The sequence below is a fragment of the Methylobacterium sp. 092160098-2 genome (assembly GCF_028920805.1).
GTDB classification, from domain to species: domain Bacteria; phylum Pseudomonadota; class Alphaproteobacteria; order Rhizobiales; family Beijerinckiaceae; genus Methylobacterium; species Methylobacterium fujisawaense.
The window spans coordinates 19,165-35,647 of sequence record NZ_JAQPZJ010000002.1 but is presented as its reverse complement, the minus strand read 5'-3'; the positions used below and the strand labels follow the sequence as shown (position 1 = coordinate 35,647).

Sequence of the window (16,483 nt, the reverse complement as noted above, 5' to 3'; positions counted from 1 at the left end):
TGGCCGTCGCAGAACGGAGGCTTCACATGAACCGGAGAACCGCAGCGCTCGCTCTCGCTCTCGCTATCGCTATCGGCCTACCGGCCGGCGGAGCGGATGCCGCGAGCCTCTATCAGAACTGGTACCCGAACACCCCCTACGTCGGGCCCAGCCAGGATTACGCCGTCTACCAGCGCTCCCCGGGCGGCTTCGGCTACGCCGCCGTGCCGCGCGGTGCCGACCCCTACGCTGGCGGCTACGGCTACGGCGGATACGGCGGCTACGGCTACGGAGCGCCCGGTTACGGCTACGGCGGCGGCTACCAGGGCATCAGCTTCGGCGGGTACTACGACACCGACTATTCGAACTACCGGCCGCCGAGCTACTACACGGCGCCAAGCGCCTACCTGCGCTCGTTCTCGTACTACAACGATCAGAACAACGGCCGCGACTACCCCGCGAGCTTCTACAGCGGCGACGGCTACGACTTCAACGGACACGGGCCGTACTCGGGCTACGGGACTCTGGGCTTCCGCGGGATCTCGTACGACCCGGGCTACGCTCCGAACGCCGGCCTCGTGGATTCGGCCTCCTATCAGGGTGGGATCTATCCGTCCCCGAACCGCTACTCGCAGTCGATTGGAAGCGCGCAGGCGGCCCGGTACGGCAGCCCGGCCTACCAGGGCGGCTTCGCCCTGGTTCCGACCGACGGCTACTACGCGGTCGCCGGCGGACCACTGAAGCGGTCCCAGTACTACACCTCGGCCGTATACACGACGCTGGGCGGCTTCCGGCCGGCCGGCCGCGCCTACGACGATCGGAGCGCCGGCTACCAGCCGGAGTTCGCCGATCCGCGCGCTTGGCGCGAGGTTCCGCGCGCTCGGCCCGACGACGTGCGGGACGCCTACCCGCCCGCGCAGCGTTCGGCCCTGGGCCCGTATCCCCGCGGCCGGATGGACGAGTACCTGCCCCGGGCCAAGCGCTGGGACGACGAGCGCCTCCGTCGGCGGGTCACGCGTTGCTCCGAGCGGACCGTCTACAAGGGGACGGAGGCCCGGACCATCCAATACTGCAGGCCGTGCGCGACCTACCGTGCCGACGGGTACGAGCGCACCTCCTGCGGGCGAGAGCGGGTCGTGGCGAAGGACTGAAGCCTCCTCTGCAACCGCCGCGACCGGCGAGGGGCCCACTCCGTAGGGAGGGGCCCCTTTCGCGCGTCCGGACGGGTGTCCGACGCCCTCCCATGCTCCCGGCAGCCGGAAGCGGGCGGGGGCCGGGCGACATCCTCCGGACGCCTTCCTTTTTGCGCGGCGCTCGAACATCCTGATCGGACCTGAGACGTGGAAGCCCGATCATGCAGAACGAGCGCGACAACCTCATCGAGGAGTTCATCACCACGACGTGGGATGCGCTCTTCCGGGTCCCGCAGACCAAGTTGGGCGTCACGGACGGGGGCTACTGCTCGATCTTCGCCTCGGGCCACGACCTGCTGGAACGGACGCGTGAGGCCATCAAGACCGCACGCCCGGACTTCCAGGTCACGACGCAGCAGGCTTACGGCGCCAGCCTCCCGGAACTGACGGACCGCCCCGACCTGGGGCCGGAGAACATGAAGCGGCTCGGTCGGGAATATCTCGAGCAGCTCGGCGAGATCGTCGATGTCGATCTGGCGGGCGACGACGCTCTCGTGACGGCCTACGGCAGGATGCTTGAGGACTACGTCCGCGGCGAGATGGAATTCAACGCGTCCGCCAACGCGCCCTCCGCGCCGGGAGCTTGAGCGGCGACATGTCGGGCATTCCGATCGTCGAGCTGGAACGGGTCTACCACGTCGGCTCGCTCGACCCCGCGCTGCGGGGTTCGCTCCATCGGTCGAGCCAGGAGGGGCCGTGCCTCTCCGTCTCGCTGTGCCCGGACGCCTGGACCGCGATCGCCCGCCTCGGCGGAAGCGACCTCTACGCGCTCGAACGCGGCTACGGCGCGTTCCTGGACGTTCATGCGGCGATGTCGGATCCCGCTCTGCGCGAGACCATCGTGCGCTGGGCCGAGGCGGAAGGACTGATCGTCTACCGCGAGCGGTGGAAGGCTTGGGCGTTCGACGAAGAGACCGAAGAATGGATGCACTTCGACGTCGACACGCGTGAGGACGCGGAGGCCGAGGTCGACGAGTTCGCCACCGGTCCGGACGGCGGTCCGGCGATCGAGCTGTCCATGGGATACGTCGCGACGGAAGAGTTGGGCCGCCGCCTGGGCTGTGGGCGCTTCGACGACGCGTTCACTCTCGACTTCGCCGCCATGGCGTGGGCACGCGATGCGGCGCCGATGCTGACCGGGCGAACCTTCGACGGCGTCTGGTTTCGGGAGGAGTACGCGCCAGAGCGCCATTCCGCGCCGCGAGGCGGCATCTTCCCGGACGCGCTTCCGCAATGGACGTCCATCTTCCTGCCGAGGGGGGCGGTCGACGACGACGATGCCCTGGCCACGATGCCGGACACGACGATCCTCCCGTCGACGGCGATTCCCAGGGTCATATCCCCCGGAACCTGACAGCTGTCAGGTCGCCGGCAGCCTTTCACCCGAAGGAATGCGCACGGACGCGGAGCGGCTTGCGGCGCCAGCGTCGCGATCGCCGCGGGGCCGGTGGGCCGTTTACCACGCCGGGCCGCGCGGGGTGGTCGACAACGAAATTGGCGATTGACAACCCGGCCTCACCGTTTACTCCTTTCCCGGCGCTTCATTCCTTCGATCGCCCTGGCGGTCGGCTTCGGCCGGCACTGCATCGGGCGCGGATGAAGGAATGGATCGTTCAAGATATGGGTTCGCCGGTGGATGCCTCCACAAGATCTGGGCCGTCCGTTGTGATTTTCATGCCCCGATCCTAGCGTCCATTCCTTCGTTGCGCCCGCGCGCGGCCGCAGCGACTTCCCGAAGAACGCGCCCTCCGAGCGCGTCGCATGCTGCCGTAGAAAGAGGCCGATCATGGATATCGAGCGCCGCATCTCGACCCTCGAAGGTGGTCCCTACACCGGGATCGCGTTCAAGGGCGTGACCAGCGAAATCAGGAACACCGACGGCTCGACCGTCTTCCGTCTCGAGGGCATGCAGGTGCCGGAGACCTGGTCCCAGGTGGCGAGCGACATCCTCGCGCAGAAGTACTTCCGCAAGGCCGGCGTCCCGGCCCGGCTCCGGAAGGTCGAGGAGAACGGCGTTCCCTCCTTCCTCTGGCGCTCGGTCGCCGACGAGGAGGCGCTCGCGCAGCTGCCGGAGGATGAGCGGATCGTCGGCGAGACCGATTCCAGGCAGGTGTTCCATCGGCTCGCCGGCTGCTGGAGCTACTGGGGCTGGAAGGGCGGCTACTTCGGATCCGGCGACGCGGGTGAAGCCAACGCCCGGGCCTTCTACGACGAGCTCGTGGCCATGCTGGCCCGGCAGATGGTGGCGCCGAACTCGCCGCAGTGGTTCAACACCGGCCTGCACTGGGCCTACGGGATCGACGGCCCGGCGCAGGGCCACTACCGGATCGATCCGTCGACGGGCAAGGCCGTCCGTTCGACCAGCTCCTACGAGCACCCGCAGCCGCACGCCTGCTTCATCTCCAGCGTGAAGGACGACCTCGTCAGCGAGGGCGGCATCATGGACCTCTGGGTGCGCGAGGCGCGCCTGTTCAAGTACGGCTCCGGCACCGGCTCCAACTTCTCGATGCTGCGCGGCGAGAACGAGAAGCTCTCCGGCGGCGGCAAGTCGTCCGGCCTCATGTCCTTCCTGCAGATCGGCGACAAGGCCGCGGCCTCGATCAAGTCGGGCGGCACCACGCGCCGCGCGGCCAAGATGGTGATCGTCGACATCGACCACCCGGACATCGAGGCCTTCATCGACTGGAAGGTGAAGGAGGAGTACAAGGTCGCCGCCCTGGTGACCGGCTCGAAGGTCGTCTCCCGGCACCTGAACCTCGTCCTCAAGGCCTGCGTGAACTGCGAGGCCGACGGCGACGCCTGCTTCGACGCCGAGCGCAACCCGGCCCTCAAGCGCGAGATCAAGGCTGCCCGCCGCGCTTCGGTGCCGGACGCCTACATCAAGCGCGTGGTGCAGTTCGCCCGCCAGGGCTTCACCGACATCGAGTTCCCCGTCTACGACACCGACTGGCAATCCGAGGCCTACCTCACCGTCTCGGGGCAGAACTCCAACAACTCGGTCTCGCTGACCGACGACTTCCTGCGCGCCGTCGAGGCGGACGGGGACTGGAGCCTGACGGCCCGCACGACCGGCAAGGTCACCAAGACCCTGAAGGCCCGCGACCTGTGGGACAAGATCGGCGAGGCCGCCTGGGCTTCGGCGGATCCGGGCCTGCACTTCAACACCACGATGAACGACTGGCACACCTGCCCGGCGGGCGGTCGGATCCGGGGCTCGAACCCGTGCTCCGAGTACATGTTCCTCGACGACACCGCCTGCAATCTGGCGTCCGCCAACCTGCTGACGCTCCTGAAGGGCGGACGCTTCGACATCGGCATGCTGGAGCACGTCAGCCGCCTCTGGACGCTCGTCCTCGAGATCTCGGTGGCGATGGCGCAGTTCCCGTCGAAGGAGATCGCCGAGCTCTCCTACCGCTACCGCACCCTGGGCTTCGGCTACGCCAACCTCGGCGGCCTGCTGATGTCGAGCGGCATCGCCTACGACAGCCGGGAAGGGCGCGCGATCTGCGGTGCGATCACCGCGATCATGACCGGCGTCGCCTACGCCACCTCCGCCGAGATCGCCGCCGAACTCGGCGCGTTCGACGGGTACGCCGACAACGCCGAGAGCATGAAGCGGGTCATCCGCAACCACGGCCGGGCCGCCCGCGGCGAAGCCGACGGCTACGAGGCGCTGTCGATCCTGCCCGTTCCGCTCGACCATGCGGGCCTGGACTGCGACGTCGCGCGGACCCTGGGCTACGACGCCCTGGGCGCGGCCGCCGTCTCCGCCTGGGACCGGGCGATCGCTCTCGGCGAGGAGCACGGCTACCGCAACGCGCAGGCCACCGTGATCGCGCCCACCGGCACGATCGGCCTCGTGATGGATTGCGACACGACCGGCATCGAGCCAGACTTCGCTCTGGTGAAGTTCAAGAAGCTTGCTGGCGGCGGCTACTTCAAGATCATCAATCAGGCGGTGCCGTCCGCCCTGCGGGCGCTGGGCTACGCCGAGCACCAGATCGCCGAGATCGAGGCCTACGCGGTCGGCCACGGCTCGATGGGTCAGGCGCCGGGCATCAACCCGACGACGCTGCGCGCCAAGGGCTTCGACGACGAGCGGATCGCCGCGGTCGAGAAGGGCTTGAAGTCGGCCTTCGACATCAAGTTCGTGTTCAACCGCTGGACGCTCGGCGACGAGTTCCTGACCCAGACCCTCAAGGTCCCGGCGGACAGGCTCGACGATCAGACGTTCGAGCTGCTGCCGTTCCTGGGCTTCACGGCCAAGGAGATCGACGCCGCCAACGAGCACATCTGCGGGGCGATGACGCTGGAGGGCGCACCCTTCCTCAAGGTCGAGCACTACCCGGTCTTCGACTGCGCCAATCCCTGCGGCAAGAAGGGTCGCCGGTATCTCTCGGCCGAGAGCCACATCCGCATGATGGCGGCGGCGCAGCCCTTCATCTCGGGGGCGATCTCCAAGACCATCAACATGCCGAACGACGCCACGGTGGAGGACTGCAAGGCGGCCTACCACCTCTCCTGGCGCCTCGCCCTCAAGGCGAACGCCCTCTACCGCGACGGCTCGAAGCTGTCGCAGCCGCTGAACTCGGCTCTGATCGGCGACGACGACGAGGAGGCGGCCGATGCCCTGGCGGCGCTGCCGCCGGCGGCCCGAACCGGCCAGGTCGCGGAGAAGATCGTCGAGCGCGTGATCGAGCGCATTGAGCGGATCCGCTCCCGCGAGAAGCTGCCTGCCCGCCGGAAGGGCTATACCCAGAAGGCGACCGTAGGCGGCCACAAGGTCTACCTGCGCACCGGCGAGTACGACGACGGCCGCGTCGGCGAGATCTTCATCGACATGCACAAGGAGGGCGCGACCTTCCGGAGCCTGATGAACAACTTCGCCATCGCGATCTCGCTCGGCCTCCAGTACGGCGTGCCGCTGGAGGAATACGTGGAGGCCTTCACCTTCACGCGGTTCGAGCCGGCGGGCTTCGTCCAGGGCAACGACGCGATCAAGAGCGCGACCTCGCTCCTCGACTACGTGTTCCGGGAGCTCGCGGTCTCGTACCTGTCCCGCTCGGACCTCGCCCACGTCGACGGCGACATCTCGGGCACGTCGATCGGCGTACCCGGAGAAGGCAAGGCGCCCGTGCCGGCCTCGCCGGTCTCGCGCGGCCTCCTGCGCGGTGCCGAGCCCGCTCTCGTCGGTGCCGCCTCCAACGTCGTCCAGGCGTTCGGGCCCGTGTCCGAGACGGTGCCGGCATCCGCCCCCGCCGCGTCGGCAGGTCCCGCGGTGTCGGGCGCTCTGGCTCTGGCGTTCGACGCCGCGGCCGAGAGGGTGCCGGCGGTGCTGCCGAAGAGCGACAAAGGTCTGACGATGGCCCAGAAGCTCGAGATCGCGAGGAAGCAGGGTTTCACGGGCAACGTCTGCCCGGACAAGGCCTGCCTCTCGACCCGCATGATCCGGGCCGGCGCCTGCGAGACCTGCCTCGAGTGCAAATCGTCCAGCTCCTGCGGCTGAACCAGAGTACCAGAAATAGGCTTTAGGTCCTATCTAATTCGGGGGCGGCGCCATTCGTTTGGCGCCGCCCCTCTCGTTTGTGTCCCCCGATCGAGGGGCATCGATGCAACACCCTGTCGCGCAGGGGCGGAGACATCGATGCATCCAGCCCATTGCCCGCCTTCGGCCATTTTCATTCCTTCAGTTCGGGAAGGAACGAAGCCGCCCTGCGAAGGATCGGCAACCGGTGCACGGAATGATGACGACCCCACGGATGCTGGCGAAGAACCTCGTTAGGTCGACCGCGGCGCTCGTCGTACTGGCGACGTTCCAGATGCCGGCGAGCGGCGACTTCGGACGGCCTGGTTCTCCGGGGGCCGGCGGCGCAGCCACGATTGCCGTCGATAGGCCGGCAGCGCTGCCCTTCCTCGTCGAGTTGACCCTGGTCGGCCTCGCACCGTCCATGCCGGCGGTGCCGCGGGGTCCGTCGACGGAGGAGTCCGCTGTCGAATTCGGCCGGATGAAGGTCCCCAGGGAGATGCTCGACGCCGTCCTGGCCGCTGCCGAGACCACGGGAGTCGATCCCGCCTACCTCTGCGCCTTGGCCGAAAAGGAGTCGACGTGGTCGACGGAGGCCCGGGCCCGAACCTCGAGCGCCGCGGGGCTCTTTCAGTTCATCGAGAGCACGTGGCTGCGGATGGTGAAGAGCCACGGAGCTGCGGTCGGGCTGCAGGCCTACGCCGACCAGATCGTGATGGGGCCGGCGGGGCCACGCGTCGCGGACGACGCCGCGAGGTCGAGGATTCTCGCACTCCGGAGCGACGCCTGGATCTCGGCCGTGCTGGCGGCCGAGATGGTCAAGCGCGACAAGGCCGCGATCGGCTTGAGGCTCGGACGCGAGATCCGGAACGCCGAAATCTATCTTGCCCATCTCCTGGGCCCGGCCGCGGCGGAACGCATCCTGGGTGCGGTCGGAGGTTCGCCGCGCCGCTCCGCGGCCGCCATGGTGCCGGCTTCCGCCAGGGCGAACAGGGCACTGTTCTACGAGCGTCGCGGCCGGCGGCTCAAGCCGCTGGGCGTCGCCGAGTTCGTCGGCAGGTTCGATCGGATGATCGGGGCGCGCGTCGAGCGCTACGCCCAGCTGGGCGGGGCCGCCCGATGACGGGCGGACCGCCGCTCAGGCGTAGGCGCTGCGCCACGTCTTCGTGAACGGCATCGCCGGCGGCCGCTCGACGGGGGCGACCACCTCTCCGGCCGGCCCGCCACGCCGGTGCGTCTCCGCCCGGCGAAGCAGGGGCTCGATCTTCTCGCGCAGCATACCCGGGGTGTACGGCTTCAGGATGTAGACGTCGGCCCCGCTCTCCCGGGCGTCTCCGACGTTGCTGAAGTCGGTATCCATGGTCGTCAGCACGAACGGAGTGCGGCGGAGCTGCTCGTTCGCCCGGACCCGCCGGAGCAGGTCCAGCCCGGTCCAGGGCACCATGTGCAGGTCCGAGATCACGAGGCCGTAGCTGCCCGCGCGCATCATCTTGAAGGCCACGGACCCGTCGGTCGCCGTGTCGATCTCGGTCTGCCCGAGCAGCTGCAGGATGCGGGTCATGAGGGCCATGCAGCCGCGGTTGTCGTCCACGATCAGGCAACGCGTCGACTTGATCGGTTCGTTGACGGGACGCAGCATGCGGATCCTTCAATTTCGAGACGGCATCTGGCACTTCGACCGGGGTCGCGGCAACGCCAACCGTCCGGGACGGTCAAGAGGTCGTTACGAAGGAACGTCCTCGCGCGGACGGCGCCCTCCCCGCTCGTTGTCGACCCGCGAGATGGCGTTCGCCAGATCGACGATGTCCACGAACTCGTCCGCCTGCCGGCGGAGCTCGTCCGCGCACATCGCCGGCTGCGTCTTGATCGTGGAGACGACGGTGACCCTTAGGCCCTTCCGCTGGAGAGCCGCGACCAGGTGCCTGAAGTCGCCGTCGCCGGAGAACAGGACCAGCCTGTCGAGATGCGGCGCGAGCTCCAGGGCATCGACGCAGATCTCGACGTCCATGTTGCCCTTCAGCTTCCGCCGGCCCTGGGTGTCGTGGTACTCCTTCGCGGCCTTGGTCACCACGTTGAAGCCGTTGTAGTCCAGCCAGTCCACGAGCGGCCGGATCGAGGAGAATTCTCCGTCCTCGTGCACGGCCGTGTAGTAGCCGATCCGCACGAGTCCGTCGTCCTTGTAGAGCTTCAGGACCTTCTTGAAGTCGATGTCGAAACCCAGCGCCTTGGCGGTCGCGTGGAGATTGGCACCGTCGATGAAGACCGCGAGACGGTCGTTGCGCGTCATTCCGATCGTCCTCGGCCACCCGGTGCCGGTCCCGGGAGCCCATTCCGTGGCCCATGCCGCGGAAGCCGCGGAAACGGGATCTCCGTTCCGCCGGTCCGGCGTCCGGCGAGCTCGATCGCCGTAAGAGGGGTTCACGGGACCAACCTGACAGTATGGATTTCGTTCCTTCGGCAGGGGGCTCCGCGACCCATGCCGGACGGCCGGTCCGGAAAACGGGAAGGCCCGGCACGAACCGCGCCGGGCCTTCCCGTTCCTGTATCCATGCCTTCGGCGATCGTCAGCCGCCTGCGGCGAGCGTCCGGCCCAGGTCGGTGGCGAGGTAGGAGACGACCCCGCGCCGGCGCTTGCGCACGACGTAGCCGCCCTGCTTGAGCTCGAACGTCGCGAGCCGAAGGGCCGCCTTGGGCAGACCGATCTCGCGTGCGATCACCGCGACCTCGACCGGACGGGTCGAGCCGGCCAGAATGGCGAGCACCCGCCCGGCCACGGGCGATACCGTGCCTCCGGCACCCGCCCCTTTGGCCGCCGCGAGCGCCGACGAAGCCCGGTACACGCCACAGCCCGGGCGCAGCTCGATCCATTCGGCCTCGCCAGCCGCGACGAGCTGGGAGAGCAACGCCCGGATCGTGCCGGTTCCGGCCGCACGTTCCAGGCCCATCTTCTCCGCCACCTCGGCGGGTCCGAGGAGTTCAGGGTGGCTCTCGGCGAGCTTCTCCGCGATCCGGGCCTTGAGCGCGTCCGCGTCGAGACCCAGGACGTCGGTGATCCTTTTACGCCTTCCCTGACGGGCCGGCTGTGAGGCGACCGTTCCCTTCCTGTGGGAGGCGATGTGCCCGAGCCCCTTGTCCGTCAGGCTGTAGCGTCGCCCGGCGGCCTCGCGGACGACGGCGACCAAGCCCTCGTCGATCAGGCGCTGGGCGAGGGCCGCCACCACGGCCTCCCCGTGCGGGTGGTCCCGGGACGAGGTGTGCTCGGTCAGGTCCCGTCCGAGCAGCCCGGCCTTGCCCGCCTTGAGGGCGCGCAGGATCTCGTGGTGCCGGGTGGTCAGTGACAGCCGGTCCGGGCGGGTCTCCGCGGACGGCGCGAGGAAGTCCTCGACGAGCCGACGAGCGAGATCCGCACGGGCCGGAACGGTCGGGGCTTCCGACATGATTGCGTGCGCTTCCTGCATCCGGCCCTCCAGGGCGCCGAAAATCCGTTCCTTCAGAAAAGATTCACGTTCGCCTTCGCGTCAAGGCGCGCGGGCAAAAAACGGGAAGGAACGGGAGGAAGGCTACTGCCGGGTGGCCGGCCCTTCGGCGTATCCCTTCGGGCGCTGGATCATCCCGACGAGGCTCTCGACGAGCCAGTGCAGCTGCAGCAGGGTGCGCATCGACATGTGGTAGGTCGCGAAGATCACCGCGAGGTTCGGCGTTCCGGCGGACTGGCGCCCGACGCTCAGGATCAGCCCGTCGGGCGTGCCGTTGCAGTTGAAGAAGTTCGCGAGCGCGGGAACGTCGGACCTCGGCAGGTCGTGTCGGAGGGTCACGACCTCCCCCTTCATCTCCGGATCGCCGCCGCCCATGTGCCGGCGCACCTCCGAAGTCAGCGTGTGCAGCGCCTCGATCGCGCTGACCGGCAGGAACAGCGTGGCCTGCACGCTCGCCTCGCGTCCCTCGACCTTCGCGGGCAGCAGAGTCGCCATCGAGAGGTAGATCCCGCTCTCGATGGTCGTCGCGTACAGATGGTCGACGAGGATCGGAAGGTCGCCCCCCGTTTCGTAGCGGACGTCGAATTTGGGGGCGTCGGCGGGATTGGCCATGGATCCGTCCGGTAGGGCGGCGCGGTTTCGAGCGCCATTGATACGCAAGGTCTGTTCGGTATCCTTTTCCTCGTCAAGTCCGCAAGTCCTTCGTTCCTTCGTTCGTCACGGTTGAACCCGATCCGGCCCATCACCGGACCCGGTCCGGCGGAGCCACGTCCCAAGCCGTCGTGCAGGCCTCCATGGACGGGGGGCGTCGCCATATCTGCCGGAGCGTCGCAGGCGCGGTCGGTTCCATCGGTCTGGACCTGCGCGCCGCCGCCCGGCGCCGCCCGGCATCCCGAGCCGGCGGTCGGCGTGGTTCGGGCCGCGTCCGACGAACGCCCGGGACGAAGGCCCGAAATTCGAAAGAGGTCCCGGTCGCGCTGGTCCGTCGTTCGCCGCCCGGCCCTCGAGTCCCGGACCGAGGCTACCGGGGTCCGGCCGACAAATGGGAGCGGAGCGCCCGACCGGTTTCGTGCGGAGGTCCCGCGGGCGCTTCGTTCGAAACCCGAACCTTGGTCCGCCGAACGTCGCTCCCGGCAGCCGGGCGAGGCCTGGAATGCCCGGGGATCGCTTCGAAATCCGAACGAACGGCCGTCGATCCTGACCTCGTTCAACTCGCCACGACGTCGTCGTGGGGTCATGGCGAGTTGCCGAATTAACGGGGGTCGGACGATGTCCTAACGCTAGTGTGCAGCCCGGCCGGGCCCGGCAGGCGGCTCGCTTGCCACGTTTCGAAATTCGGACAATGGTCGATGAAGGAATGGAATGCGGATGAAGGAACCGCGCCGTCCTGATCGGAGATTCCACGACCATGAAGCGTTCCGCAGCCCTGGCCCTGACGGCCCTGGCCTTCTCGGCGGCCGGCGCTGCCGCCCAGACGAGCCCGTACTACGACGCCTATCGCGATGCCGAACTGGAACTCGGCATCCGCTACGTCTACGGCCAGCCCTCCTACAAGGCGAAGGTGAAGGACCTCGACGGGGTCACTCCGGTCTCTCGCCTCGGCTTCACCGGCATCGACTCGCACGGCGGCGAGGTCTTCGGCCGCATCAACCACAAGACGCTCGACCTCTTCGTGAAGGGCACGGTCGGGTTCGGCTACAACGTCGGCGGGCGCCTCCGGGACGACGACTTTCTGTCGGGCGGCACGATCTCGAGCACCACCTCGAAGCTCTCGAGCCAGCAGTTCACGGACGCGACCATCGACATCGGCTGGGCCCCGCTGGTCCTCCCGCAGTACGGCCTGCGCCTCGGCCCATTCGTGGGCTTCCTCTACCGGGACGACACCTTCACCGCGCGCGGTCTGACCTGCAATCCCGACGACGTCGGCGGCGCATTCTGCGGCGCGCCCGGCACCCAGCCCGTCGCCGCGGGCACCAAGGTGATCAAGAACGAGGTGCGCTGGACCCTGCCGCGCGTCGGCCTGGAGGCCTCGATGCCGGTGACCGACTACGTCGGCATCCGCCTCGAAGGCGCCTACCTGCCGCCGGGGCTCGAAGGCTACCGCCTGGAGGACAGCCACTACCTGCGCCAGTCCGAGCTCGGGCCGATCCCGAACTTCGTCGACGCCTCCTCGCACGCGAGCGGCTTCACGGTGCAGGGGACGGTCGACTTCCGCGTCTCGGAGCACACCTCCATCGGCATCGGCGCGCGCCGGATCGTGCTCGACAGCGGGCAGGCGAAGGCCGTCTCCGGAGCCAACCTGCCGGTCGACCAGCAGACGGTCTCGAAGAGCTCGGGCGTCTACCAGACCACGCAGGGCTTCCTGCAGCTCAAGGTCACCTACTGAGCCGGTCGGCCGCGAAGGAGCGAAGCCATGAGCCATCCCGCACCCGAGGTGGAGAGCGGCCTCAACGAGAGGGGAGAGCCCTCGATCTACATCGAGCCGCTCCAGGCGCGGGCGACGGCGTTCGAGATCCTCGGCGATCTCGACATCCGGCTGCACTCGGCCGCCGGCACCGTCGACCTCCGCCTCTCGGACGGGGCGGAGGTGGTCCGGCAGGCGATGGCCGACGGCGGCCAGCTGCACGTCTTCGAGGTCCTGATGCCCGCCCCCGACGAGGGCGAGCCGGCGGAGATCCTGTCCTCGGAGTTCGAGCAGCGGGTGTCCGCCTACGTCATCGGCCCCGCCCCGCGCCGCTGACCCGTCCGTTGCGATTTTCGACGAAGGAGCCGCACCCTCTCCGGTTGCTCCCTCGAAAGGAACGGCGATGACGAGGACGAGTTCGAAGGAAGCCGCGGCGGAGTACTTCGGCGGCATGGTTGTCTCATTCAGATCCGCGATGGGCGGCCTGGGGCGTGCGGCGCTCCTGGCCTCCGCGCTCGGAGCGGCCGCGCCGGTGGCCGCCCCCTCCCCCGCCGAGGCCGCCCAGGCGCGCGGGGTCTCGCGTCCGACGCCACGCGCCTGGGCGCCCGGCAAGGCGCACGTCGCCGAGGAGACCCGGTTCCTGGACGAGGTGCTGCACGATGCCGACGCCGGCCTCGCGGTCCCGCAGCCCACGCAGGAGGTCGAACCTCTCGCCGGCGGGGTCAACCCGATCTTCCAGCAGGCCAAGAGCGATCTGCTGACGCTCGCGCGCAGCGCCGAAGAGGCGGGTCTGCAGCCGGAGCTGCTGATCGTGATCAACGCGGCCGCGGAGGAGATCGCGGGAGCCATGCCTCCCGGACGGCGGGACAAGCTGGCGGGGCCGCTCAAGCTCTCCGAGGGCGAGTGGGCCCGGACCCTGTCCCAGTACGCTCCCGCGGCGGGCCTCTCGCGCTACGGCTCGACGGACGCGTCCGGACGCTTCCTGCCGGCGCCGCAGTACGCCGCCGCCCTTCGGGAGGCACGGTTCGATACGGCGATCTCGTCGGCGCTCGTGGCCGCCAGGGCGGCTGACGACGGCCGGCGGTTCGCCGACATGACCGGACGCGCTCCGCGGGACGGCGAGGCTCTGCTCGCCCATTTCCTGGGCGTGGAGGCGACCGTGAAGCTCGTCAGAGCCGCGGCCGGCCATTCCAGGGTGTCGGCCGAGCGTCTGGTTCCGGAAGCGGCCAAGGCGCAGCCCGCCTTCTTCGCCAACGGGCTCGCCAGGGTGACGGCGGCCGACGTCCTCGGCGTCGCTGCGACCATCATGCGGGAGGGCACGGACGTTGCCCGGCGCAGCCTGCACCGCTTCTCGGCGGATGCCAGCGAGAGCATGGACTCGCACATCCCTGCACCGCGGTTCGGCTGACCGATCACGTCGGCCGCCGGGATCCGGCGGCCGTCCTCGAAGTGGATCGCCCGGATCCGCATCCGGCACCGTGACTTCGGACGGCAGACGTCGTCCAAGGAAGGGTCGTCGATCCGCCAAATTCGGCTCCTGGCGGCCGCCGACGGTTTTCGGCGAGCTTGGTGCCGCTCCCGGACTCCGGGCGTCCTGAGCCCCTTATTCCGAAGGCCGATCGCGACGGCGATCATCCGATCGAACGAAGCAGCCGTTCCTTCGTTGTGGCTCGGTCTGCTATAAGGGCGCAGACCCCAGGAGGTGGCTATGAAACGGACGAAGCCGACGGCGACGAAGGTCGCGGTCGAGAAGGCGCCCACGCGCTACGTGCCCGATCCGCACAGGCGGCATCGGATCGTCGAAAGCAGGAAGATCTACTCCCGGAAGGCCCGACCGAAAGTCGGGCCTTCCGACTTTCCAGGGGTGCGGAGGATCCTCGGGGAGCACGTGAACGGGGATCGGCATCCGATCCGCGTGGAAGTCGCGACCGCCCGTAGAGGGTGCGCCCCCGGGTCTCGGGCGATCAGCGCACGGAAGAGTGGTCCGGAGCCGCGGATGCGGCCCCGGACGCGCGTCCGGGCCGTCTACCAGCCGTAGCCGTAGTAGCCGCCGTACGTCACGGGGGCGTAGCCGTAGGACACCGGCGCGTAGCCGTAGCCGTAGGCCGGCGCGTAGCCGTAGCCGCCGTACGCGGCCGGGTAGCCGTAGCCGTAGCCGCCGTAGCCATAGCTGCTCGAAGCCAGGGCCGAGCCCACTGCGAGCCCGGTCAGACCGGCCGCCAGGCCGAGACCCAGGCCGCCGCCGCGGCCATAGCCGTACCCCCGACCGTAGCCATAGCCGTAGCCCCGGCCGTAGTACCCCCGATTGAAGCCGTATCCGCGGTTGAAGCCGTAGCCCCGGTTGAAGCCGACGCCGCGGTAGCCGCCAAAGCCGCCGTGATAGCCGCCGTAGCCGCCACGGAAGCCGCCGAACGGGCGGGCGTCGGCAGCCGTCGTGAGGAGCATCGCTCCCGCTGCGGCAAGCAAGGTCGAAGCAAGAGCTGTTCTGCGCATGGATGGTGATCCGCTACTGGAAGTGCGTCGAAGAACAATCGAACCAGCGGTCAGTTCCGAGGCTGCATCGGCGGCCCGTCTGGCAAGCAACTGCCAAGCTGGAGCTGTCGCCGACCTTCGACCTGGTCCTTGATGACCATGCCGATGCTGGAAGGCCGATTGCCCTTTCGATCCGATCGCGCTACATCCGGGCAGCGGGCCTCTGCCTGATTCGGAATGGGCCGGGACGCTCTCCCGGACGGGGAGAGGGGCGTCCCGGTCACCCCTCGTCCGTCGCTGTCGGGCGCGGTGCTTCGAGGTCCGGACGGTCGGGCGATGCGACCGCGCCATCCTCCGGCGCCGTATCCACGCCCGGGCAGGCGGGGCAGGCGGAACGAGGCGCGGGATCCGGATCCTCGCCGATCGCCACGGGGCGCCGGTAGATCTTGACCGTGCGCCGACCGCGCGTGCCCGCAGGACGGTCGACAACCCGACGGGAGGTCTCGACCCATCCGTTCTCGGCCATGCTCGAAAGGCGAGGCGCGAGCGAGTTAGCCGTCATCGCCGGCAGGGCGGCTCCGATCTCCCGGGCGGACATCCACTCTCCCGGGCGCATCGCCTCGAGCATCTCCCGCTCCTGGGGCTGCATCCGTCTGTCCGTCTGCTTCGGCTCCTTCCGGATCCGGGCCACGCCCATCTCGAAGCCGATCAGCCCGTCCGAGGCCAGCCGTTCCAACGTCGCCAGAGCCTCGGCAGCCGCGGACAACTCCGTGAGGGGCAGACTGCCGATGTCGACCCTGCCCCTGAAGTACCGGTACGCCACGCATCCGCTCCCGTTCGAGAATGCGGAAGTGTTTCGCGGCCGGGATCGCCCGTCAACAAGCTAAGTACATGGAATCTATCATGTATTTTACGGTTCCCATGCCCCGGATGCACGGCTCGGACGTCGACGCCGCGAGATTTTCCAACGGCCAAGCTGCGCGATCGGGCGCGTTTTCACTATATGTGTATGCCAGCGGCGTTGCTGGCTCCGAACCCGGAGCGACCGACATGCGCACCCCCGAATTCCTCCCCCCGTTCGAGTACAACCTCGCCGCCTTCTTCGCGCGCTGGCCCGCCCACCCCGCCGGGGCGGCGGCGATCGCGATCATGACGCGCCTCGATAACGTCGCCCTCGCGCGTCAGGCCACCGATCAGGGCCGCCCCGCCCTCGACCCGCTGCAGGAACAGTTCCGCGACGCCCTGTCCCAGACCGCGATGAACGACCCTCAGTTCCTGCGCTTCCTCGGGCACTTCATGCTGCGGGTGATGGAGCAGGTCGGCTACGAGCTCGTCCAGGATCAGGTCCCGCTCCCGCCCCACCGTCACATCGTCCTCAAGTCGGCGGCGGTTTACCGGCGGGTCGTCGCCCAAGCCGCCTGAGCCGCAGGCCTAA

The 16,483-nt window shown here is 68.9% G+C and carries 15 protein-coding genes; 9 read left to right on the top strand and 6 right to left on the bottom strand.

The genetic code is table 11. From position 1 onward, the window contains the following. The first annotated feature begins 26 nt into the window (after positions 1–26). The 5 genes from PQI07_RS25400 (at position 27) to PQI07_RS25380 (ending at position 7,819) form a co-directional block, all read left to right on the top strand. Entirely contained in the window at positions 27–1,130 is a 1,104-nt protein-coding gene (locus PQI07_RS25400) for a hypothetical protein (RefSeq protein WP_274927813.1), read from the top strand. A 203-nt stretch (positions 1,131–1,333) separates the two neighbouring features. Further along, complete coding sequence (locus tag PQI07_RS25395) at positions 1,334–1,759, top strand: hypothetical protein (RefSeq protein WP_274927812.1); 426 nt, start codon at positions 1,334–1,336, stop codon at positions 1,757–1,759. Positions 1,760–1,767: 8 nt separating this feature from the next. Continuing rightward, complete coding sequence (locus PQI07_RS25390; protein WP_274927811.1) at positions 1,768–2,526, top strand: hypothetical protein; 759 nt, start codon at positions 1,768–1,770, stop codon at positions 2,524–2,526. 432 nt (positions 2,527–2,958) lie between these two features. Then, positions 2,959–6,678, top strand: coding sequence for a vitamin B12-dependent ribonucleotide reductase (locus PQI07_RS25385; RefSeq protein WP_274927810.1), 3,720 nt, complete (start codon positions 2,959–2,961; stop codon positions 6,676–6,678). A gap of 235 nt (positions 6,679–6,913) precedes the next feature. Beyond that, positions 6,914–7,819 (top strand): transglycosylase SLT domain-containing protein, encoded by a 906-nt coding sequence (locus PQI07_RS25380; protein WP_274927809.1) that lies wholly within the window; start codon positions 6,914–6,916, stop codon positions 7,817–7,819. Positions 7,820–7,834: 15 nt separating this feature from the next. On the opposite strand, the gene PQI07_RS25375 is transcribed toward PQI07_RS25380, so the two are convergent. From PQI07_RS25375 to PQI07_RS25360, 4 genes are all read right to left on the bottom strand, one after another. Beyond that, positions 7,835–8,335 (bottom strand): response regulator, encoded by a 501-nt coding sequence (locus PQI07_RS25375; RefSeq protein ID WP_274927808.1) that lies wholly within the window; start codon positions 8,333–8,335, stop codon positions 7,835–7,837. A gap of 84 nt (positions 8,336–8,419) precedes the next feature. Then, positions 8,420–8,983 carry a LabA-like NYN domain-containing protein gene (locus tag PQI07_RS25370; RefSeq protein ID WP_274927807.1) on the bottom strand — a complete coding sequence of 188 codons (564 nt, stop codon included), beginning with the start codon at positions 8,981–8,983 and terminating at the stop codon, positions 8,420–8,422. Between the two features lie 277 nt (positions 8,984–9,260). Beyond that, positions 9,261–10,133: a helix-turn-helix domain-containing protein gene (locus PQI07_RS25365; RefSeq protein ID WP_274927806.1), complete on the bottom strand. Its 873-nt coding sequence runs from the start codon at positions 10,131–10,133 to the stop codon at positions 9,261–9,263. Positions 10,134–10,256: 123 nt separating this feature from the next. Beyond that, positions 10,257–10,784, bottom strand: a complete 528-nt coding sequence (locus tag PQI07_RS25360; RefSeq protein ID WP_274927805.1) for a hypothetical protein — start codon at positions 10,782–10,784, stop codon at positions 10,257–10,259. A 796-nt stretch (positions 10,785–11,580) separates the two neighbouring features. Between PQI07_RS25360 and PQI07_RS25355 the strand changes: the two genes are divergently transcribed. The 3 genes from PQI07_RS25355 to PQI07_RS25345 all read left to right on the top strand — a co-directional run bounded on the left by PQI07_RS25355 (position 11,581) and on the right by PQI07_RS25345 (position 13,984). Beyond that, entirely contained in the window at positions 11,581–12,558 is a 978-nt protein-coding gene (locus PQI07_RS25355) for a hypothetical protein (RefSeq protein ID WP_274927804.1), read from the top strand. A gap of 27 nt (positions 12,559–12,585) precedes the next feature. Beyond that, positions 12,586–12,912 (top strand): hypothetical protein, encoded by a 327-nt coding sequence (locus PQI07_RS25350; protein ID WP_274927803.1) that lies wholly within the window; start codon positions 12,586–12,588, stop codon positions 12,910–12,912. Between the two features lie 67 nt (positions 12,913–12,979). Further along, positions 12,980–13,984, top strand: a complete 1,005-nt coding sequence (locus PQI07_RS25345; protein WP_274927802.1) for a hypothetical protein — start codon at positions 12,980–12,982, stop codon at positions 13,982–13,984. Positions 13,985–14,601: 617 nt separating this feature from the next. On the opposite strand, the gene PQI07_RS25340 is transcribed toward PQI07_RS25345, so the two are convergent. Both PQI07_RS25340 and PQI07_RS25335 read right to left on the bottom strand, forming a co-directional pair. Continuing rightward, on the bottom strand, positions 14,602–15,021 hold the full coding sequence (locus PQI07_RS25340) for a hypothetical protein (RefSeq protein ID WP_274927801.1): 420 nt from the start codon (positions 15,019–15,021) through the stop codon (positions 14,602–14,604). 307 nt (positions 15,022–15,328) lie between these two features. After that, positions 15,329–15,871 carry a hypothetical protein gene (locus PQI07_RS25335; protein WP_274927800.1) on the bottom strand — a complete coding sequence of 181 codons (543 nt, stop codon included), beginning with the start codon at positions 15,869–15,871 and terminating at the stop codon, positions 15,329–15,331. A gap of 227 nt (positions 15,872–16,098) precedes the next feature. Between PQI07_RS25335 and PQI07_RS25330 the strand changes: the two genes are divergently transcribed. Beyond that, positions 16,099–16,470, top strand: a complete 372-nt coding sequence (locus tag PQI07_RS25330; RefSeq protein WP_274927799.1) for a hypothetical protein — start codon at positions 16,099–16,101, stop codon at positions 16,468–16,470. Positions 16,471–16,483 lie beyond the last annotated feature (13 nt).

Coding starts and splice junctions, on each gene's coding strand:
- PQI07_RS25360 (WP_274927805.1), bottom strand. CDS start 10,784: ATGGCCAATCCCGCCGACGCCCCCAAATTCGACGTCCGCTACGAAACG.
- PQI07_RS25345 (WP_274927802.1), top strand. CDS start 12,980: ATGACGAGGACGAGTTCGAAGGAAGCCGCGGCGGAGTACTTCGGCGGC.
- PQI07_RS25380 (WP_274927809.1), top strand. CDS start 6,914: ATGATGACGACCCCACGGATGCTGGCGAAGAACCTCGTTAGGTCGACC.
- PQI07_RS25350 (WP_274927803.1), top strand. CDS start 12,586: ATGAGCCATCCCGCACCCGAGGTGGAGAGCGGCCTCAACGAGAGGGGA.
- PQI07_RS25365 (WP_274927806.1), bottom strand. CDS start 10,133: ATGTCGGAAGCCCCGACCGTTCCGGCCCGTGCGGATCTCGCTCGTCGG.
- PQI07_RS25340 (WP_274927801.1), bottom strand. CDS start 15,021: ATGCTCCTCACGACGGCTGCCGACGCCCGCCCGTTCGGCGGCTTCCGT.
- PQI07_RS25400 (WP_274927813.1), top strand. CDS start 27: ATGAACCGGAGAACCGCAGCGCTCGCTCTCGCTCTCGCTATCGCTATC.
- PQI07_RS25395 (WP_274927812.1), top strand. CDS start 1,334: ATGCAGAACGAGCGCGACAACCTCATCGAGGAGTTCATCACCACGACG.
- PQI07_RS25370 (WP_274927807.1), bottom strand. CDS start 8,983: ATGACGCGCAACGACCGTCTCGCGGTCTTCATCGACGGTGCCAATCTC.
- PQI07_RS25355 (WP_274927804.1), top strand. CDS start 11,581: ATGAAGCGTTCCGCAGCCCTGGCCCTGACGGCCCTGGCCTTCTCGGCG.
- PQI07_RS25330 (WP_274927799.1), top strand. CDS start 16,099: ATGCGCACCCCCGAATTCCTCCCCCCGTTCGAGTACAACCTCGCCGCC.
- PQI07_RS25385 (WP_274927810.1), top strand. CDS start 2,959: ATGGATATCGAGCGCCGCATCTCGACCCTCGAAGGTGGTCCCTACACC.
- PQI07_RS25375 (WP_274927808.1), bottom strand. CDS start 8,335: ATGCTGCGTCCCGTCAACGAACCGATCAAGTCGACGCGTTGCCTGATC.
- PQI07_RS25390 (WP_274927811.1), top strand. CDS start 1,768: ATGTCGGGCATTCCGATCGTCGAGCTGGAACGGGTCTACCACGTCGGC.